Origin of the sequence: Campylobacter peloridis LMG 23910, assembly GCF_000816785.1 — a bacterium.
In the GTDB taxonomy this organism is placed as follows: Bacteria; Campylobacterota; Campylobacteria; order Campylobacterales; family Campylobacteraceae; genus Campylobacter_D; species Campylobacter_D peloridis.
The window spans coordinates 200,141-219,333 of record NZ_CP007766.1; the positions used below are offsets into that span (position 1 = coordinate 200,141).

General features: G+C 28.9%; 18 protein-coding genes. 15 read left to right on the forward strand and 3 right to left on the reverse strand.

What is annotated here, in order from left to right; translation table 11 throughout:
• The first annotated feature begins 24 nt into the window (after nucleotides 1–24).
• The 8 genes from CPEL_RS01110 to ribD are packed head-to-tail and all read left to right on the forward strand — an operon-like array spanning nucleotide 25 to nucleotide 8,144.
• Nucleotides 25–291 (forward strand): YlxR family protein, encoded by a 267-nt coding sequence (locus CPEL_RS01110; protein ID WP_084083544.1) that lies wholly within the window; start codon nucleotides 25–27, stop codon nucleotides 289–291.
• Nucleotides 272–2,902, forward strand: a complete 2,631-nt coding sequence (gene infB / locus CPEL_RS01115) for a translation initiation factor IF-2 (RefSeq protein WP_044598246.1) — start codon at nucleotides 272–274, stop codon at nucleotides 2,900–2,902. Before CPEL_RS01110 ends, infB begins: the two co-directional genes overlap by 20 nt.
• Nucleotides 2,899–3,261: a 30S ribosome-binding factor RbfA gene (rbfA, locus tag CPEL_RS01120; RefSeq protein ID WP_044598247.1), complete on the forward strand. Its 363-nt coding sequence runs from the start codon at nucleotides 2,899–2,901 to the stop codon at nucleotides 3,259–3,261. Before infB ends, rbfA begins: the two co-directional genes overlap by 4 nt.
• Nucleotides 3,251–3,673, forward strand: coding sequence for a ribosome maturation factor RimP (rimP, locus tag CPEL_RS01125; RefSeq protein WP_044598248.1), 423 nt, complete (start codon nucleotides 3,251–3,253; stop codon nucleotides 3,671–3,673). The genes rbfA and rimP overlap by 11 nt, the downstream gene beginning before the upstream one ends.
• Before the next feature lies 1 nt (nucleotide 3,674).
• Nucleotides 3,675–3,959, forward strand: a complete 285-nt coding sequence (locus tag CPEL_RS01130) for a hypothetical protein (protein ID WP_044598249.1) — start codon at nucleotides 3,675–3,677, stop codon at nucleotides 3,957–3,959.
• A 12-nt stretch (nucleotides 3,960–3,971) separates the two neighbouring features.
• Nucleotides 3,972–5,831: an McrB family protein gene (locus CPEL_RS01135; protein ID WP_044598250.1), complete on the forward strand. Its 1,860-nt coding sequence runs from the start codon at nucleotides 3,972–3,974 to the stop codon at nucleotides 5,829–5,831.
• The gene (locus CPEL_RS01140) at nucleotides 5,821–7,143 is read left to right on the forward strand and encodes an McrBC 5-methylcytosine restriction system, component McrC (RefSeq protein ID WP_044598251.1); all 1,323 of its coding nucleotides are present in this window, start codon (nucleotides 5,821–5,823) and stop codon (nucleotides 7,141–7,143) included. The genes CPEL_RS01135 and CPEL_RS01140 overlap by 11 nt, the downstream gene beginning before the upstream one ends.
• 8 nt (nucleotides 7,144–7,151) lie before the next feature.
• Nucleotides 7,152–8,144, forward strand: coding sequence for a bifunctional diaminohydroxyphosphoribosylaminopyrimidine deaminase/5-amino-6-(5-phosphoribosylamino)uracil reductase RibD (gene ribD, locus CPEL_RS01145; RefSeq protein ID WP_044598252.1), 993 nt, complete (start codon nucleotides 7,152–7,154; stop codon nucleotides 8,142–8,144).
• Here ribD and sppA read toward each other — a convergent pair.
• The 3 genes from sppA to mqnF all read right to left on the reverse strand — a co-directional run bounded on the left by sppA (nucleotide 8,141) and on the right by mqnF (nucleotide 13,830).
• On the reverse strand, nucleotides 8,141–9,034 hold the full coding sequence (gene sppA, locus CPEL_RS01150) for a signal peptide peptidase SppA (protein ID WP_044598253.1): 894 nt from the start codon (nucleotides 9,032–9,034) through the stop codon (nucleotides 8,141–8,143). The two genes, ribD and sppA, sit on opposite strands and share 4 nt — an antisense overlap.
• A 27-nt stretch (nucleotides 9,035–9,061) precedes the next feature.
• Nucleotides 9,062–12,526, reverse strand: a complete 3,465-nt coding sequence (locus CPEL_RS01155; RefSeq protein ID WP_044598254.1) for an autotransporter serine protease — start codon at nucleotides 12,524–12,526, stop codon at nucleotides 9,062–9,064.
• 80 nt (nucleotides 12,527–12,606) lie between these two features.
• Nucleotides 12,607–13,830, reverse strand: a complete 1,224-nt coding sequence (gene mqnF, locus CPEL_RS01160) for an aminofutalosine deaminase family hydrolase (protein ID WP_044598255.1) — start codon at nucleotides 13,828–13,830, stop codon at nucleotides 12,607–12,609.
• A gap of 88 nt (nucleotides 13,831–13,918) precedes the next feature.
• Here mqnF and aroQ point away from each other — a divergent pair, with 88 nt between their 5' ends.
• Genes aroQ through CPEL_RS01195 form a run of 7 tightly spaced genes read left to right on the forward strand, consistent with a single transcriptional unit; the run spans nucleotide 13,919 to nucleotide 19,192 of the window.
• A complete protein-coding gene (gene aroQ / locus CPEL_RS01165) occupies nucleotides 13,919–14,401 on the forward strand; it encodes a type II 3-dehydroquinate dehydratase (protein WP_044598256.1) in 483 nt (160 codons plus the stop codon).
• The gene (locus CPEL_RS01170; protein ID WP_044598257.1) at nucleotides 14,398–15,423 is read left to right on the forward strand and encodes an aminopeptidase P family protein; all 1,026 of its coding nucleotides are present in this window, start codon (nucleotides 14,398–14,400) and stop codon (nucleotides 15,421–15,423) included. Before aroQ ends, CPEL_RS01170 begins: the two co-directional genes overlap by 4 nt.
• A gap of 1 nt (nucleotide 15,424) precedes the next feature.
• Nucleotides 15,425–15,898, forward strand: a complete 474-nt coding sequence (gene folK / locus CPEL_RS01175) for a 2-amino-4-hydroxy-6-hydroxymethyldihydropteridine diphosphokinase (RefSeq protein ID WP_044598258.1) — start codon at nucleotides 15,425–15,427, stop codon at nucleotides 15,896–15,898.
• A gap of 8 nt (nucleotides 15,899–15,906) precedes the next feature.
• On the forward strand, nucleotides 15,907–17,289 hold the full coding sequence (flhF, locus tag CPEL_RS01180) for a flagellar biosynthesis protein FlhF (protein WP_044598259.1): 1,383 nt from the start codon (nucleotides 15,907–15,909) through the stop codon (nucleotides 17,287–17,289).
• The gene (locus CPEL_RS01185) at nucleotides 17,282–18,145 is read left to right on the forward strand and encodes a P-loop NTPase (RefSeq protein ID WP_044598260.1); all 864 of its coding nucleotides are present in this window, start codon (nucleotides 17,282–17,284) and stop codon (nucleotides 18,143–18,145) included. The genes flhF and CPEL_RS01185 overlap by 8 nt, the downstream gene beginning before the upstream one ends.
• A 14-nt stretch (nucleotides 18,146–18,159) precedes the next feature.
• Nucleotides 18,160–18,519: a hypothetical protein gene (locus CPEL_RS01190; protein WP_044598261.1), complete on the forward strand. Its 360-nt coding sequence runs from the start codon at nucleotides 18,160–18,162 to the stop codon at nucleotides 18,517–18,519.
• Nucleotides 18,506–19,192, forward strand: a complete 687-nt coding sequence (locus CPEL_RS01195; protein WP_044598262.1) for an RNA polymerase sigma factor FliA — start codon at nucleotides 18,506–18,508, stop codon at nucleotides 19,190–19,192. Before CPEL_RS01190 ends, CPEL_RS01195 begins: the two co-directional genes overlap by 14 nt.
• Nucleotide 19,193 lies beyond the last annotated feature (1 nt).

A 19,193-nucleotide genomic window follows, 5' to 3' on the forward strand; every position in this document is an offset into this window, starting at 1 on the left:
AAATTCCAAAAAAAAGATATAATTTTGAAAAATCATATACCCATTAGAATGTGCATAGTTTGCAAAGGACGCTATGAAAAACAAAAATTGCATCAATTCCAAATTAAAAATTCTCAAATAATCACAAAAGTGGCATTTGGAAGAAGTTTATATATTTGTGATTTTTGTTTAGAAAAAGATGAAAAAAATTTGCAAAAGGCCTTTTTAAAGGCTTCTAAGGGCAATTTTCATGGTAGTATAAAACAGCAGGATTTAAAGGAGATATTTTTCAATGGCAGATGTAAAGATTAGCGAAATAGCTCAAGAGCTAGGATATACTAGTAAAGAGATTATAGAAAAAGCCAATGAAATGGGCTTAGAAGATATAAAATCACCCAATAAAAAAGTATCTTCTGAAATAGCGGTTGCTATATATGAATATGTTCAATCAGGTAAGATTTTAGATGTGGTAAAAAAACAGCAAAAAACAACTACGAAAAAAACAACTACGAAAAAATCAAGCAAAAAAGAAGAAGTTAAGGAAGATAAAAAAACAAATAAAAAAGAAGAAAAATCTAGTTTAAAAACTTCTGAAAAGAAAAAACAAACAAAAGAAGAATTAGCAACCAAAGAAGATATTCCAAATAATGAAACAAAAAAAGAAGAAATAAAAGATGAGATTAAATTAGACGAAAAATTAGGTTCTAATTTAAATTTAGCTAAAAGAAGAGGCTTGGTTATTGTTAAAAAGAAAAAAGAAGAAAACAAAGAAAATACCAAAGCAAGAGAAGAAAAGCCTAGTAATCAAAACACTCAAGGTTTAAGTTTAAGTATGATTTTTTCAAATTCTGATGAAAGTTTAAAAAGAAAGAAAAAAGAAAAGAAAAACCATCCAGCAGTTAGCAAAAAAGAAACTACAACAAAAATGGATCTTTTGGGAGATAAAGATTTTGCTGATATTTCTTTAGAAGATGATGATATGGTGGTATTGCCTGATTTTAGTGTTAAAGAAAGCAAACCGGTTCAACTTGCAAATAAAAAACAACCAAATATTTTAAAACAATCATTAAACAACTCTATTAATCCATTTGGAAATGAAGGAATTCAAAGAAGAAGTCGCAAAAAACCACCTAAAAAAGTAGAAAAAAAAGAAAATGAAGCAATAACAAGCGTAAATATACCTAAAGAAATTCGTGTTTATGAATTTGCTGATAAAATAGGAAAAAACACAGGTGAAATCATCTCAAAGCTTTTTATGCTAGGACTTATGACTACTAAAAACGATTTTTTAGATGAAGCAGCTATTGAAATTTTAGCTGAAGAATTTGGCATAGAGATAAATATAATAGACGAAGCAAATGAGTTTGATTATGTAAAAGATTATGATGATAATCAAATACAAGAAAATCTAAGTCAAAGAGCACCAGTTATCACTATAATGGGGCACGTTGATCATGGTAAAACTTCTTTACTTGATTTTATAAGAAAATCACGCATTGTTAGTGGCGAAGCAGGTGGAATTACTCAGCATGTTGGTGCTTATATGGTAGAAAAAAATGGCAGAAAAATTACTTTTATAGATACTCCAGGCCATGAAGCATTTACAGCTATGCGTGCAAGAGGAGCTAGCATAACAGATATTGTTATTATAGTTGTAGCAGCAGATGATGGTGTAAAACCTCAAACAAAAGAAGCCATAAACCACGCAAAAGCAGCAAATGTGCCTATAATAATAGCAATTAACAAAATGGATAAAGAAAATGCAAATCCAGATATGGTAAAAACTCAACTTGCTGAGATGGAAATAATGCCAGTTGAATGGGGCGGATCTTATGAATTTGTGCCAGTTTCAGCTAAAAAAGGTGATGGCATAGAAGATTTATTAGAAATTGTTTTATTACAAGCTGATATTTTAGAATTAAAAGCAAATCCTAACACAAAAGCAAAAGCAAGTATTATAGAATCATCACTTCAAAAAGGAAGAGGCCCTGTAGCTACTATAATAGTGCAAAATGGGACTTTAAAGGTTGGAGATACTATGGTAGCAGGCGTTGCTTATGGTAAAGTGCGTGCTATGAGTGATGATCAAGGAAAGGTTTTAAAAGAAATAAAACCAGGTGAATGCGGAGTTATCATAGGACTTAGTGAAGTAGCTGATGCAGGTGAGACTTTGATAGTAGTAGATAGCGATAAACAAGCTAGAGAATATGCAAATAAACGCCACGAATACAACCGCCAAAAAGAGCTTAGCAAATCTACAAAAGTAAGCATAGATGAGCTTGGTGCTAAGATAAAAGAAGGGAATTTAAAAGCATTGCCAGTTATTTTAAAGGCCGATGTGCAAGGATCTTTAGAAGCTCTTAAAGCTAGTTTAGAAAAGCTTAGAAACGATGAAATAAAAGTAAATATTATACATAGTGGAGTAGGTGGCATAACTCAAAGCGATATAGAGCTTGCAAGTGCTAGTGAGAATTCTATAGTCTTAGGATTTAATATACGCCCAACAGGTGATATAAAAGAACATGCAAAAGATAAAGGCGTAGAAATAAAAACTTATAATGTAATTTATAATTTATTAGACGATGTAAAAGCCTTGCTTGGTGGTATGATGAGCCCTATTATATCAGAAGAGCAATTAGGACAAGCTCAGATCCGTCAAGTCATAAATGTGCCAAAACTAGGACAAATAGCAGGTTGTATGGTAAGTGAAGGCGTTATTAATCGCGGTGCAAAAATAAGACTTATAAGAGATGGTGTTGTGATATTTGAAGGCAATGTAAGCTCATTAAAACGCTTTAAAGATGATGTAAAAGAAGTAGCAAAAGGCTATGAATGTGGTGTAGGCATAGAAGGATGCGATGATATGAGAGTAGGTGATTATATAGAAAGCTATAAAGAAGTAGAAGAACGAGCTAGTTTATGAATCCATCAGAAATTAAAAAACTTCGCACTGAAAGTATATTAAAAGAGCTTATTCCTGAAGCTTTAGCGAATTTGGATAATGAGAATTTGCGTAATTTATGCGTAGTAGATGTAGAATGTAAAAAAGGCAGATACGATGCTTTTGTGTATTTAGATAAGATGTTTTTTAATACGCACGAGCAAGAGAGTATATTAAATCAGCTTAAAAAAGCATCTCGTGCTTTGCAAAATTATTGTATGAGCGAGCAAGGCTGGTATAAATGTCCAAATTTTCATTTTAAATTCGATGATAGATTAGAATATCAAAATCATATGGACGCACTTTTTGAAAAAATAAAAAAGGAAAGAAATGAATCTTGAAGCCTTATGCAAAGAAGCAAATCTTAGTTTTTATGATGATGAATTAGTAAGTGAAAATGGTAAAAAAATTTATAGAATTTACGTGCAAAAAGAAGGTGGAGTAGGGCTTGATGATTGTGCTAGGCTTAGTGAAATTTTATCGCCTATTTTTGATGTAGAACCACCTGTAAATGGAGAATATTTTTTAGAAGTGTCAAGTTGTGGGCTTGAAAGAAAGCTTAGCAAGCTAGATCATTTTGCAAAAAGCATAAACGAGCTCGTAAAAATCACTACAAATGAAAAAGAAAAAATAAAAGCAAAAATTATAAGTGTAAATGATGAAAACATAAGCTTAGAAGATTTAGAAACTAAAGAAAAAATCACTATAAATTTTAATGATATAAAAAAAGCTAAAACCTTTGTGGAGTGGTAATATGGAAAATAAATACGATTATAATATAAGCAAAAAAGATAAAAATGGCAATATATATCATCATTATCCAAAAGATAGTGATGAATTTAAAGAAGCAGTTGTAAAAAATGGCGGTATGAGTGTATATGTTTATCAAGATGATAAATTAATAGATGAATTTCATCCAAAAAGTCAAGGTTATAAATGGACTTCACCTATTTTTGGTTATTTAAAATCTATGAATAAAGATAGAGAATATTTTTATAGATATTATAAAAATTGTAAATTTTTTGCAATTGTGGATTAGGAAGGTTTTATTATGATTGAATTTTCTAATGAGGATAGAGAAAATTTTATAAAAGCAATAGATGAATTAGTAAAACAAGTAGATGATTGCATATTAAGAAATAAAAAAACACGAAAAGGTAAAATTAGTGTTGAAAATTCTTCTAGTCACAATATTAAGCGATATTTAGAATTTATTGATAAAAAATATAACTATTCTTTTAAAATTTCAATAGGAAATTCATGGGGTTTTTTGAGTGATGATAGTTGGATAATGTTTGTTAGAAATGATTTGTTAAAAGAAAATCTTATTAATAGTGAAAAAATAGCTCCTACGAAGGGAGTTTATATATTTATTGCATATTCTGGATATTTTCAAAATAATAAACATTTGGTATTGAAATTTGGTTTTCCTAAAAATGATATTGAAAATTCAAGATGCTTAGCAGTTGATAAAATGGAGCGTGATGGATATTTAAAAAAATTTGATTTTGTTTATAACTTAAATAACAAAGATAAATTAATAAAAGATTTTTCAGATATGATGAATTATTTTAATTCTTTAAATGAAAGCGATTTTAAAATTAATGAAAGCAATAAAATACAAAATAAACAATTAAATTTTGAAGACAATAATCCACCTTTAAATCAAATTCTTTATGGGCCTCCAGGGACGGGAAAGACTTATCACACTATAGATAAAGCTTTGGAGATTTTAGGTGAAAATTTAAAAGATAGAGATGATAAAAAAGCAAAATTTGATGAGTATGTAAAAAATGGACAAATAGTTTTTACTACTTTTCATCAAAGCTATGGATATGAAGAATTTGTAGAAGGTATAAAACCTCGCATAGATAACGAAGAAAATTCTAAAGAAATAGAATATGAAATAAAAGATGGAATTTTTAAAGAACTTTGTCAAAAGGCTTTGGAAAATAGAGATAGTATAAAAAATTTTAATTTTCATATAAATAAATTAAAAGAAAAAGTAAAAGTGGATGATAATAATCCAGAAAAATATTTTGAATTGCCAAATACTAAATATTCTATTCAATATAGAAATGGAAGAACATTTAGAATTAAATTTGATGATATGAGTAAAAATCATAAAGATTATCCAGTAAATATAGATAATATAGAAAAATTATATAAAACTTCTAGTATAGATGAAATATATAATTCAGCATATGTTAAAGCTATATTAAATTATTTAAAATCACAAGGTTTAGAAGATTATAAAGAAAAAGATGAAAAAGCAAATTTACCTTACATAATCATCATAGATGAGATTAATCGTGGTAATGTAAGTAAGATTTTTGGTGAGCTTATAACTTTGATAGAGCCTAGTAAAAGGATAGGTGAAGAAGAAGAAATAAAAGTAAAATTACCTTATAGTGGTAAAGATTTTGGAGTGCCTAAAAATGTTTATATCATAGGCACTATGAATACAGCTGATAGAAGCATTACTTCACTTGATACAGCTTTGCGAAGACGCTTTGAATTTGTAGAGATGATGCCTGATATAAGCAAATTATCTACAAATTGCGAAGGTGTTAATTTGCAAGAATTATTAAAAGCTATTAATACTCGCATAGAATACTTACTAGATAGAGAAAAGACTATAGGACACGCATTTTTCATAGGCATTGATAATTTAGAAAAATTAAAAAATGTTTTTCAAAACAAAATCATTCCACTTTTGCAAGAGTATTTTTATAATGATTATGCGTTGATAGATGCGGTTTTAAATTATAATGGTATGCTAGAAAAACAAGACATAGATAAAAAATATTTAAAAAATATTCAAGAATTTGAAAATGATAAGATTATTTATAAATTTAGCGATAGTCAAAAATGGGATGAAAAAACTTTTATAGATATATATGAAAAATAATACCTTTTTTATCATCGAGCATCAAACCTTTTCTAAAAAAGATTTAAAAGAAATTTTCAAAGAAAAGGCTGAAATTTTTTATGAAGAATTAGAAAATTTTGCAAAAAATAATGAAAATTTTCTAAGTTTTAAAAACAAAAATACCTTAAAAGCTAAAAATTATGTAGGTATTATACAAACAAAAAATGGTGTTTTAGAGATTTTGCCAAAATGCACTAATTTACAAAATTATGTAGAAAATAATCCTTCAAATCACGATAAAGAAAAACTAAAAAGATATTATAAATTAGACAATATTTTTAAAAACGATGATTTTTATGAAAAAGATTTTAAATTTAATCCTAAAAAACTTTTGATTAATATGCTAAAGACTTTGAAAAATTCTCCATTTAAAACTAGCAATATTTCTTCTTTGCAAGTTTTTAGAATGCCTTTGTTTGAGATTTTTATCACTATGTTTTTAGATGAATTTGATAAAGTTTATAAAAAAGGGCTTTTAAGATCTTATGTAAATTGTGAAGAAAATAGAGCTTTTTTGAAAGGAAAATTACTATTTAATGAGCATATAAAATCAAATTTTATACACAAAGAAAGATTTTTCACAAGCAATGATGAATTTATCTTAGATGTGGCTCCAAATCGTTTAATAAAATCAACGCTAAATTTTTTAAAATCAAAAACTTTTATAAATAAATTTAAAATCATAAAAGCTATGCAAATGCTTGATGAGGTGGAATTTTCTAAGGATTATATGAAAGATTTTGATTATAAAATTTCAAGACATTTTGATTATTATGAAAATATACTTTCTTGGTGTAAGATATTTTTACAAAATCAAACTTTTGCTCCATATAAAGGCAAAAATGAAGCTTATGCCTTGCTTTTTCCTATGGAGAAAATTTTTGAAGATTATGTAGCTTATATGCTTAAATTTGCAAATCCTAGTGAAAATATCAAAACTCAAAGTAGTGGAAAATATCTAGCAAATAAAAATGGTGAAAAATGCTTTATGCTAAAGCCTGATTTGTATATAGAAAATAAAATGATCTTAGATACAAAATGGAAAATTCCTGATCAAAATAATGAAGATAAAAAGCACGGCATAGCACAAGGTGATTTGTATCAAATGTTTTCTTATGCTTGTAAATTTAAGATAAATGATATAAAGCTTGTTTATCCACTTTGTGAAAGAACAAGCAAGCTAAAAAATGAAATAAAAGAATTAGAATTTAATGCAAACAAATATTTGTGTTTTGAAAATAAAAAGTGTGATATAAAGGTGCAAATACTCTTTGCACCTTTACCTTTTTAGGGAGTAATATGAATTACGAATTTTATATGAATTTAGCCATAGGTGAAGCTTGGAAATATCAGCTTTTAACCTACCCAAATCCAGCCGTAGGTTGTGTAATCTTAGATAAAAATGGCAAAATCTTAAGCATAGAAGCACACAAAGAAGCAGGCAAGGCTCATGCAGAACTTGAAGCAGTGAGTAAAGCCTTAAAAGCACTTAATCCAAATTTAGATTTACCGCAAAATGCAAATGATTTGCATGCGTTTATTTGTAAAAATCATCAAGGGTTATTAAAAGGTGCTAGTGCTTATGTGAGTTTAGAACCTTGCAATCATCAGGGCAAAACCCCACCATGTGCAAAGCTTTTTAGCGCGCTTGGTTTTAGCGAAGTTTTTATCGCTACTAAAGATGAGCATGAGCTTGCAAGCGGTGGAGCAGAGTTTTTAAAAAATCAAGGCATAAAAGTTCATATGGGAATTTGCGAGCAAAGAGCCAAAGAGCTTTTAAAACCTTTTTTAAAATGGCAAAAATCAAGCTTTAAATTTTTTAAACTAGCCCTTTCTTTAAATGGCTCTGCCTATGGTAAAATCATAAGCTCTAAAGCAAGTAGAACTTATGCTCACACATTACGCTCAAAGCTTGATTTGCTTGTAGTAGGTGGAGAAACTATAAGACATGATAGGCCTATTTTAGATGCAAGGCTAGCTCAAGCTAAAGCACCAAATTTATGCATACTAAGCCGCCAAAATTTAGAAAGTTTTGATCTAAAAATTCCTTTATTTAGCGTGGTTGAAAGAGAAATTTTTACAAGTATTCCTAGCGAAGCTAAGTTCATCATGTATGAGGGTGGAGAGAATTTTTTAAAAGCCTTTAAAGATGAGCTAGATATGCTTTTGATTTTTTCAAACTCAAATTTAAATACTTTTGAAAATGTTAAGCTAGATATAAAGCTAAAGCCTTTATACAAAGGCTTTTTGGAAAATGATACTTATGGATTTTATGAGATTGTTAAATCTTAGTAGATTTTTTGTGAGTTTATTTGTGAAAAAAACTGCACTAAAGTGTTAGCAAAAAAGCTAGCACTTTGCTCTTCTAATCTTTTTAAGAATTTATCTATAGCGTCTTCTTTTTGCCAGATAGGGTTTTGCACTTTAGCTAGTTTTTCTACTTCTTTTTTAGCTTGTTCGTAATTACCTATTTTATCAATTAGTTTTAATTTTAAAGCCTCATTGGCTAAAAACACTTTCGCATCAGCCCATGAGTTTGTTTGATTTAAGTCTAAATTACGATTTTGAGCCACAAATTGTGTAAAAATTTCATAACTTTGATTAGCTAAATTTTGCAAAAAATCTTTTTCATCTTCATTCCATTTACGCATGAAAGTTCCTGCTTCTTTATAAGTCCCTGCTTTAATCGTTTGTTCGTTTATACCTAATTTTTGTGCAAGTTCGCTTATTTCAAAACCTTGCATGATTACTCCGATAGATCCTACAAAGCTAGCAGGATTAGCGATGATCATATCAGCTCCAACTGCACTTAAGTAGCTCCCACTTGCTATGGTTCCACCAGCGTATGCTACTACAGGTTTTTTGGCTTTAAGATCTTGTATAGCAAGAGCTATTTCCATACTTGGTGCAAAAGCTCCACCGGGGCTATCTATGTAAAATAAGACCCCTTTGATTGTTTTATTGTCTTTAATTTTATAAATTTGTTCTAATACACTACTTGCGTCACTTATTTCGCCTTTGAGGTTAATTTGAGCTAAATTTGCATTAGAAAGTTTAGTGTTTTCTCCACTTGGAGCAAGGATTAAAAACACGATAAACAAAAACACAAAAGTCTTAAAATAAGTGTTGATATAAGATATGATTTTGCCTATTCCTTTAAAAAATGATTTTATAATTTGCATTTTTTTCCTTATATTTTAGTTGTTTAATCAAAAATTAAATCCAAAATTTGAAACCACATTGGCATTGTATTGGTTTTTGTAAATCTCGTTTAATAATCTTATATCAAAAAAGAATGATTTACTTGGCTTGAAATTAAGACCAAGATTGATATTTAATGAATTAGTATCTAAATTATAGTATTGCTTAAATTTTTGATTTTTAAAATCTGTAAAATTTGCCATATTGCTTATTTTTTTTCCTGTCAATCTTCTTTCATATAGTATAGAACTTGTTAGTGTGTTGTTATATCCTTTAGAATTTGGCAATACATAAGAAGATGTTATGCCTAAAACTACAGAAGTGCTATTGTGTTTGATATCATCATAAGATTTTGAAAAAATTCCACCATTTTCACTAAATGCATTTTGCTGAAAATAATTATAATTAAAATAAGTAAGAGGTGTAATGTTTAAATGGGTATTGTAATTAAATTCTTTAGCTATTCCTAATTGAGTAGAAGCTATTAGTCCATTATATGAACCATTGATATTGTTTGAATTTAGTATATATCTTTGCATATTGCTTGAGTATGCTCCAATACCTGCACCGCTTAGAATTTTAAAATGATTTAAATTTAAAATATAATTACTAGATAAATTAACATTTCTTGTTTTGATATTAGATGTTGAAAAATCAATATTAGAATATGATGTGCTTAAATGTGTTATAAAGGTTGAAGAATCAATCTCTCCTCCTATGCTAAGATTGAGTCCATAAGAACTTCCATGAAAATCATCTCCAAATATTTTTTTAAAATTAGGCCCCATTTGAAAAATATATTTTTGATTATCATAAAAATTGAAATTAGTTATATCATTTTGATATAGTATATTTGTTGGATGAAAATTACTAGCTAATTTTATATTTTCTACGGGTTGATTGATAAAAGTTGGATTAAGAGCCCAAAGCATATTGCTTTGTCCAAAACTGCTGTAGGTATTTAGCAATTGAACTGAATTGGATAAATAATCATTTGATTCTAAGCTTTTTAAACTATCTTGCATGGTTTTTTTATCTGTGTTATCTAAGAAAGCAAAATAATTTTTATAATTATCACTTAAATCATCCATTGCTCTGATACTGCGTAATGCTTTACCCATTGTGCTGTTTTTGGTATTGTAAGCGTTATCTTTAATGACTGGTTTTACTATGATTTGAGAATCGTTATCTGGTTCAGGTTTTGTTTCAGGTTTTGTTTCAGGTTTTGTTTCAGGTTTTGGTTCAGGTTTTGGTTCAGGTTTTGGTTCAGGTTTTGGTTCAGGTTTTGGTTCAGGTTTTGGTTCAGGTTTTGGTTCAGGTTTTGGTTCAGGTTTTGGTTCAGGTTTTGGTTCAGGTTTTGGTTCAGGTTTTGGTTCAGGTTTTGGTTCAGGTTTTGGTTCAGGTTTTGGTTCAGGTTTTGGTTCAGGTTTTGGTTCAGGCGCGGGCTTATTAATACTAACTTTATCTTCATCTAATACAGCAACAAAATCAACACTATTATTTCCTGATATCTCAACTTTTTCAAAATCATTAATACTATCTTTTAAACCAGCTAAATCAATACTAACAGCACTTCCGCTAGTATAAAACATAGGTAATGGTATGTATTGTAATTTTCCACCTTCTATTTTGTAAGCATTTGCTATAAGTTTTGAATTGCCACTATTTCCAAAATCAAGTTGTAAAATAGCATTAATTTTTTGATTATATAAACCTTCTACAATTAAATCACTTAAATCTTGATTTCCAGGTCTTACAATTCCTTGGTTATATAAATTATTTTTTATTAAGCCATTTCCACTAAATTTACCATTAGTTAAAACTTGAACTTCCCCACTGATAATTCCTTTGTTATTTTGTGCTTTTATTAGAGAAAGCTCACCTTCCTTTACTATAGTTTTACCCAAATAAGTATTTTCTCCGCTTAAAATCAATCTTCCTTGTCCATCTTTGATAAATCCAACATTTAAATTTTGCATTTCATCTTTTGGGGAATTTAAAGCATCAAGTCTATGCAAACTATCATCCCATTTTTTTTGAGATATATCATTGCTAAAAATCGCACTATAACCTTTTGTATCTATGCTATAGTAGGCTTCTTTTTCCCCATAAATATCAGTTATATCTTGTAAATTTAGCCTATTTGCATCTAAAACCCCTATGCCATTTACAGCTTTTTCAACATCTAAAATACCTTGTCCAAATAAATCTTCTTTTCTTAAGCTCATGATTGCTTTATAATCATCTTGTGCATTTGCCATTAATTTATAGTTATCAATGGTATTTTTTAAAATATTATCTGCTTGAAAACTCCAATAACCAGCTTCGATTAAATCTTTTTTAACTTTTTCTTTATCATTAGGTGCAGGTGTATCTATATAAATAATAGTATAATAAATTTGTTTTTTTCCAGTAGAAGTATTAAGAAGTTCAGTTTCTTTAATTGTTAGTTTTGGAGCTATATAGTTTTTATTTGCAGTGCTTAATAAAACATCAGCTATTTGTTTTCCATTTAAAAATGGATATTTTTGCGATACTAAAGCTGCCGCAGCACTTACCATAGGTGCTGCCATAGAAGTGCCACTCATTCTAATATATAAATTTTTATCAGGTTTTCCAAATACAGGATTAATACCATATGCACCATTAGCTGAATTTACAAAGCTTCCAGGTGCTACTAATGAAAAATTTTCAGCACCTTTTAATCCATTACTATATGCAGCTATTGCATTAGAAGATATAATCAAACTACCATCTTGATTTTTAGTAATTTTAGATGAATCAATAGCACCTACACTAAGCCATGATCTAATACTTTCATCATAATAAGGAACTACAGCACTTAATCCAGGTGATACTATACCTTCATTTCCAGCTGCAAAAACTGATAAAATTTGTTTTTCTTTTGCAAGTTTGCTTAGTTCTTCAATAGTTTTATTTTGATTAGCTAAATTTATAAAATACGAGGAAGAATTCTCTTGATATTTTGGTCTATACCACCCTGGTTCACTCATTCCAACTATAGGGTATAAAGATGCATTCCAGCTATTATTGATTATTTTTACATCTTTATTAATAAAATAATTATATACATCATGTGGTATTATTTTATTGCTTCCACTATTATGGCCAAATATTTGAATTCCATACATTTTTGCATCATATGCAATTCCATAAGGTTGATTTTTATTTTGAAATTTTCCTAAAATAATCCCTGCAACATGTGAACCATGAGTATCAATCGTTAAATCAGGAATATAAGGTTTATTATTATTTAGTTTGGAGTATTGCTGATCAATGATTTGCCCTTGTAAACTAGGGTGGTTTGCATTAAAAGCAGAATCTATAATACCTACATTAACATTTTTTCCTGTGATATTAAGATCATGAACCTTATGGACATTAATAACTTCAAAATCACTTAAAGCAAAAGTTTTACCAATAAAAATAAATGTTATTAAATATTTTTTCATAATTCTTTCTTAAATTCTTAAATTTTGTTTAAAATTGCTATATCTTATTTAAGTATAACAAAAATATTTTAATTTTTATTCTATATCGTTATTTCTTTTCCTTCTATAAAGAGTTTTAAAACTTTTTTGCTTTGTAAGATAAACTGCAAAGGAAGTTGTTTTAAATTTGTGCTATTTGGTAAAGCAAAAAGACTAAAATCAGCTATTTTGCCTTTTTGAATTTGGCCTAGGTTTAAATTTAAAGCTTTTGCAGCTTTGTTAGTCGCCATTAAAAGTAATATTTTAGCTAAATTTTCTAACTCAAAATCATCATGTATAAGCAAATTTGCTCTCATTTCATCAAGCATATTTAAAGAAGTATTTGAGCTTAATCCATCAGTTCCTAGGTGGATATTAACGCCATTTTTTAAAGCAGGTTTTAATTTAAAAGTATTTTTACTCAAAAGTCTGTTTGAAAAAGCACAATGCGTGATTGAGTGTAAATTTTTATCTAATAAATCCCACTCTTTAAAATACACACAATGGGTAAATAAAGTTCTTTGGTCTTTAAAAAGCTCTAAAAAGCTTTGCGGGGTGTAAAATGGCATAGGATTTTTACTAAATTTAGCCAAACTTTTTTTAAAACCACCCTTTTTAAATCTTAGCCAATTATTTTCATGATTACTTTCAAGAAAATGCGTGCTTAGTAAATGATTGTTTTCTTTAGCAAGTTTTATGGCAAATTTGGTAAGTTCTGGGTGGGTTGAGTAGGGTGCATGTACTGAAATAGCAGGGATAAAATTAGAAGTTTTAAAATTCATACTTTTTTTATAGCGAGCTAAAAATTCTTCTTTTTTTGTATGGATAAAATTTTCATTTGAACCCAAAATTTCATTAAAAAATATCACTCTAGCTTGTGAATTGACACAAGGCTTTAAATCACTCCCAAAGCTTGAAATTTCACCTATAGTAGCAGTGCCACTTTTTAGCATTTTGTTAATATTTTGTGCGATTAATTTTTCTTTAGCTTTTTCATTTAATTGCTCGCGGTTATTAAAAACGCTATCAAGCCATTTTAAAAAATCTCCAAATACTAAATTTCCATTATTTGCACTAAATTCTAAATGCGTGTGTGGGTTAATAAAAGCTGGCAAAAGTAAAGTATCTTTTGGAGTTGGTATAAGCTTAGCTTGCGGGTAGGATTTTTGTAAATTTTCTAAGCTATCAATTTCTAAAATATTTTCATCAAAAAGAACCGCTTTGTTTTCTAAAATATTAAAATCATCATTGCAAGTTAAGATGATTTTTGGTGCTATTATAAACATTTTACATCCTTTAAAAAGGGAAATTGTAGCTAAAATTTAGCTTTAAAATGCTATAATATAGTAAATTTTACTAAATAAAGGTTAGATTATGAAAGTTATGGTTATACAAGGCCCAAATATCAATATGCTTGGAGTGAGAGAAACTCACATTTATGGCAATATGAAAATGGAAGATATCCATGAACAAATGAAACAAGCTGCAAAACAAGCTAATGTAGAGATTGAATTTTTTCAAAGCAATTTTGAAGGCGAGTTGGTTGATAAAATTCAAGAATGTTTAGGAAGTGTTGATGGGGTGATTATTAATGCAGCTGCATATGCACATACTTCCATCGCAATACGCGATGCGATTGCGGCGATTAATATGCCTGTGATTGAAGTGCATATTAGCAATACTTACAGAAGAGAAGAATTTAGACAAAAAAGCATGATAGCACCGGTGTGTGCAGGTAGTATAGTTGGTTTTGGTCCTTTTGGTTATCATATGGCTTTAATGGGACTTTTTCAAATTTTTGATCAAATTAATGCATATAAAGCAGCTCAAGCAAAAGCTCAACAAGCAAATCAATGAATTTTATCTTAAAAAACGAAAATGCACTTTTTTATGAGTGTGGTTATTCTTGCGATAATGCCTTGTTTTTAAAACTTGAAGATGAGGCATTTTTTATTACTGATGCAAGATATAGCTTTGAAGCTAGCGAAATGATAAAAAATGCTAGAGTAATTTTAGCACAAGATCTTTTTGCTAGTGCTAGAGAGCTTTTGGAAAAAACAGGGGTTGATAAAGTATGTTTTGATCCAAAAGAATTTAGCCATTTTGAGTTTAAAGAGCTTGGTAAAAGTGTAAATGTTGTTTTTGAAGAAAAATTAGATTTTAGTAAAAACAAACGCATTATAAAAAATGCCAAAGAATTACAGCTTTTACAAAAGGCTGTAAATTTTGGCAAAGAATGCTTTGAAGAATTTGCTAAATTTATCAGCCAAGAAGGCTATGGTAAAAGTGAAAGAGAATTGCATTTTAAAGCATGTGAAATTTTTCAAAAAAAAGGTGAGTTGGGGCTTTCTTTTTCACCTATTGTAGCTATTAATGAAAATGCAGCAAAAGCTCATGCTTTACCTAGTGATAAATGTTTAGAATATGGAGATTTGTTATTGGTTGATGCTGGGGTGGTTTATCAAAGATATTGTTCAGATAGAACTAGAACAGCTTGTTTTAATGAAAGTGGCATAGTATTTGATAAAGATAATCCTAGTTTTAAAAATAAAGAAATAAAAGAAATTTATGAAGTCGTAAAACAAGCTCAATTAAAAGCTATAGAAAAAGCAAAAATTGGTATGAAAGCAAAAGAGCTTGATTTTATCGCAAGAGAAGTGATAAAAAATGCAGGCTTTGAAAAAGAATTTATCCATAGTTTAGGACATGGAGTAGGGCTTGATATACATGAGTTGCCAAATATTAGCCAAAGAAGTGATTATGAGTTAAAAGAGGGTATGGTTTTTACCATTGAACCTGGAATTTATATCAAAGATAAATTAGGCATTAGGATAGAAGATATGATTTATCTTGATAAAGAAAAGGCAGTGGTGTTATAATTTGCTGGTTAAAGGAGCTAGAAGATTAGAAAAAATTTGTTTTTTTCCTTTTTACACAAAAGCAAAAAAAAGAGGAAAATATATAGCCATTGTAGGACTTGGGAGCAATATAGAAGATGAAAAAAAACGCTTTCGAGCTTTATTTAGGCTTTTAATGCAAGATAAACGCTTGCAAGTATTGCAAACATCGCCATTTTTAATAAACAAGGCTTTTGGTTTTGAAAATCAAAAGGATTTTACTAATGCAGTGATGATTGTTAGCACGAGTTTGCATGCAAGAGCACTTTTAAAAGTTTTATTTTTTTATGAATTTAAATTTAGAAGAAAAAGAACTTTTAAAAATGCTCCTAGAACACTTGATTTGGATTTATTATATTTTTCGAAGAAAGTGCGAAAAGATGAGTATTGCACGGTGCCTCATATAGGGGTAGATGATAGAATTAGTGTAACTTTGCCTTTAGGCTTGTTAAGATAAGGAAAAATATGGGACAATTGATTCATACTTTTACGGTTGAAAGCACAGATGAAATTATACCTAAGGTTAAACAAGATTATGGTGATAAAGCTTTAATTGTTACTAATAAACAAATTAGACCAAAAACTATCAACCAAAAACCTTTATACGAAGTTATAGTTGCTATAGAAGAAGCTGATTATGAAGAACACTTAAAGCAAAATAATCTTCCTATGCCACCTAAGAAAAAACCAAAAACAGCAAATTTTCCTGAAGCAAAAATTCAAACTCCAGTGCAAGATACTGAAAAAAAAGAAGAAGATGTGGTATTGGATTTTTCTTCCAAAGCAAAACAAAAACCTATTAATCCTTATTTAAGCACTAGCAAAAAAGATGATAATTTTTTAAATTTAAAAAACAAACTTTCTCAAGTTAGTTCTGAAATCAATAAGGTTTCAAATTATCAAGATTTTTCTATGCCAAATCAAAATTATGATAAAAAAATAGAAGCTTTTGAAAAACAAATGAATAAACTTAACGATAAAATGAATTTGCTTGTAGATATGATGTGGGATGATAAGGCAGAATCACGCAAAGAACTTGTAATACCGCCTGAATTTGCAAGTATTTATAAACAAGCTAAAGCAAGCGGTATGCAAGAAGCACATTTAGAAGCAATTATGAAAGCAACTATAGAAAATATGCCAAGCACTATGAAAGCTAATCAAGAAGCAGTGCAAAGGTATTTTTATTCACTTTTGCGTAATATGCTTCCTTGTCGTTTAGAAAGTGAAATCAAAAAGCAAAAAATTATGATGTTAGTAGGGCCAACTGGAGTGGGTAAAACTACAACTTTAGCAAAACTTGCTTTTCGCTATGCTTATGGAGATAGACGCTATAAAACGGGCATTATCACGCTAGATACTTATAGAATAGGTGCAGTAGAACAGCTTTTTCAATATGCTAAGATGATGAAGCTTCCTATTATAGATAGTATTGAACCAACTGATTTAGATGATGCAATAAGAAGTTTAAATACTTGTGAGATGATTTTGGTAGATACTACTGGAAATTCACAATATGATAAAGCAAAACTTGAAAAAACTAAAGAATTTTTATCGCACTCTAATGCACAAATTGATGTAAATTTAGTTCTTTCAGCAAATACAAAATACGAAGATTTACTAGAAACTTATAATAATTTTTCATTTTTAAATATAGATACTTTAATCATTACAAAATTCGATGAAACTAAAGTTTTTGGAAATGTATTTTCTTTGCTTTATGAAACTAGCACTCCAATGAGTTTTTTTTCTATAGGACAAGAAGTTCCTGATGATATAGAATTGGCCAATAGTGATTTTTTAGTGCGTTGTGTTTTAGAAGGCTTTAGAAGGGATGAAAATGAGTAATCAAGCAGAAAAATTAAAAGATTTAATTAAAAATGAAAATTCCAATGCAAAACATACTCATTTTATTGCTGTTACAAGTGGAAAGGGTGGTGTTGGAAAAAGTACTTTTAGTGCTAATTTAGGTAATATCTTAGCTAAAAATGGCTATAAAGTGGGACTTTTTGATGCAGATATAGGGCTTGCAAATTTAGATGTGATTTTAAATGTGCGTGTAGAAAAAAATCTTTTACATGTTTTAAAGGGTGAGTGTTCTTTAGAAGATATTTTAATAGAAGTAAAGCCAAATTTATGGCTTATACCAGGTGAAAGTGGCGATGAAATTTTAAAATACAATGATAAAAATATTTATGAAAGATTTTTAAATCAAACAAGTATTTTAGATGATTTAGATTTTTTAATCATTGATACTGGAGCAGGTATTGGCGGTAATATAGGAAATTTTTTGGAAATGTCTGATGAGGTTATAGTTATCACCGTTCCTGATCCAGCAGCTATTACTGATGCATATGCAACTATAAAAACCACATCAAAAACTAAAGAAAATTTATTGATGGTATTTAATGTTGTAAAAAATGAAAACGAAGCTTTGAGAATTTTTGATAATATTAAAAAAGTAGCAGATATTAACATTAAACATGATTTGAAATTAGAATTTTTGGGTTTTTTAGGGCAAAGTAAAGATATAAGTTCTAGTATTAAAAAAAGAACTTTATTTAGCGATGATGATACCAATGCAAGTGATGAGCTAAAAACTATAGCTTCCAAGCTTTTGTATAGATTGGAACAAAAAGTGCTTAATAATGTCGGAGATAAAAGCATAATGAGTTTTTTCAAAAAGCTTTTAGATCGTTTTTAGATTGAGGGAAAAAAATGAGACCAGAAAATTTTGTAGCTTTTTTTACAGTTTGTGGTTTTTTTATAGGCTTAATGTTTACTATAGTCAATATAGAAGATGCTGTAGAAATAGTTGTTTATACTTGTTTAATTACTTTTATATTCTATGTGTTAATTCATATTGTTATAATGATATTTGTAGATGTAAATAAAATTAGTGGTAGAAGTTTTAATAAAGAAAAATATGAAAATGATAACAATAGCTTTATAGCAGAATTAGCCGCAAGAGAAAAGAAAATGGATTATTTACTTGAGAAACTTCAAGAGGAGCGTGAGGATCTTAAAAAACTTGAAACTTCTCATAAGAAAAAAAGTGTGAAACATGCAGCCGCATAATGCCTATGCTTCAGCATTGAAAAAAGAGCAAGATGATCTAGTGATATCTTATATGCCAGCTTTAAGAGCAATGGCATTTAGATTAAAAGAACGCTTGCCAGCTAGTATTGATGTTAATGATTTAATTAGTATAGGCGTAGAAGAAATGATTAAGCTTTCACGCCGCTATGACAAAGAACAAAATGATAATTTTTGGGGCTTTGCAAGAAAAAGAGTAAATGGAGCTATGCTTGATTATCTAAGAAGCTTAGATGTAATGAGTAGAAGCAATAGAAAAATCATCAAAGAAATTGATGCTATTGTTGATGAATTTTATCAAGAAAATGAAAAAGAACCTGATGATGAATATTTAGCAAAAAGATTAAATTTAGAAGTAGAAAAGGTTAAAGAAGCAAGAGCAGCTCATGCTATATCGCTTGTAATGCCTTTAGATGAACAGCTAAATTGCTTCAATGATAGTAATATCATAGAACAAATAGAAAAAGAAGAACTAATAGAAAAAATTAATGCTGTTTTAGAAGAATTTAAAGAAAGAGAAAGACTTGTAATCCAGCTTTATTATTATGAAGAATTAAATTTAAAAGAAATTGCAGAGGTTTTAGAGATTAGCGAATCAAGAATTTCACAAATTCATAAGCGTTTGCTAAAGAAAATTCGAGAAAGGCTAGTTTAGT

Coding starts and splice junctions, on each gene's coding strand:
- infB (WP_044598246.1), top strand. CDS start 272: ATGGCAGATGTAAAGATTAGCGAAATAGCTCAAGAGCTAGGATATACT.
- rbfA (WP_044598247.1), top strand. CDS start 2,899: ATGAATCCATCAGAAATTAAAAAACTTCGCACTGAAAGTATATTAAAA.
- rimP (WP_044598248.1), top strand. CDS start 3,251: ATGAATCTTGAAGCCTTATGCAAAGAAGCAAATCTTAGTTTTTATGAT.
- CPEL_RS01130 (WP_044598249.1), top strand. CDS start 3,675: ATGGAAAATAAATACGATTATAATATAAGCAAAAAAGATAAAAATGGC.
- CPEL_RS01135 (WP_044598250.1), top strand. CDS start 3,972: ATGATTGAATTTTCTAATGAGGATAGAGAAAATTTTATAAAAGCAATA.
- CPEL_RS01140 (WP_044598251.1), top strand. CDS start 5,821: ATGAAAAATAATACCTTTTTTATCATCGAGCATCAAACCTTTTCTAAA.
- ribD (WP_044598252.1), top strand. CDS start 7,152: ATGAATTACGAATTTTATATGAATTTAGCCATAGGTGAAGCTTGGAAA.
- sppA (WP_044598253.1), bottom strand. CDS start 9,034: ATGCAAATTATAAAATCATTTTTTAAAGGAATAGGCAAAATCATATCT.
- CPEL_RS01155 (WP_044598254.1), bottom strand. CDS start 12,526: ATGAAAAAATATTTAATAACATTTATTTTTATTGGTAAAACTTTTGCT.
- mqnF (WP_044598255.1), bottom strand. CDS start 13,830: ATGTTTATAATAGCACCAAAAATCATCTTAACTTGCAATGATGATTTT.
- aroQ (WP_044598256.1), top strand. CDS start 13,919: ATGAAAGTTATGGTTATACAAGGCCCAAATATCAATATGCTTGGAGTG.
- CPEL_RS01170 (WP_044598257.1), top strand. CDS start 14,398: ATGAATTTTATCTTAAAAAACGAAAATGCACTTTTTTATGAGTGTGGT.
- flhF (WP_044598259.1), top strand. CDS start 15,907: ATGGGACAATTGATTCATACTTTTACGGTTGAAAGCACAGATGAAATT.
- CPEL_RS01185 (WP_044598260.1), top strand. CDS start 17,282: ATGAGTAATCAAGCAGAAAAATTAAAAGATTTAATTAAAAATGAAAAT.
- CPEL_RS01190 (WP_044598261.1), top strand. CDS start 18,160: ATGAGACCAGAAAATTTTGTAGCTTTTTTTACAGTTTGTGGTTTTTTT.
- CPEL_RS01195 (WP_044598262.1), top strand. CDS start 18,506: ATGCAGCCGCATAATGCCTATGCTTCAGCATTGAAAAAAGAGCAAGAT.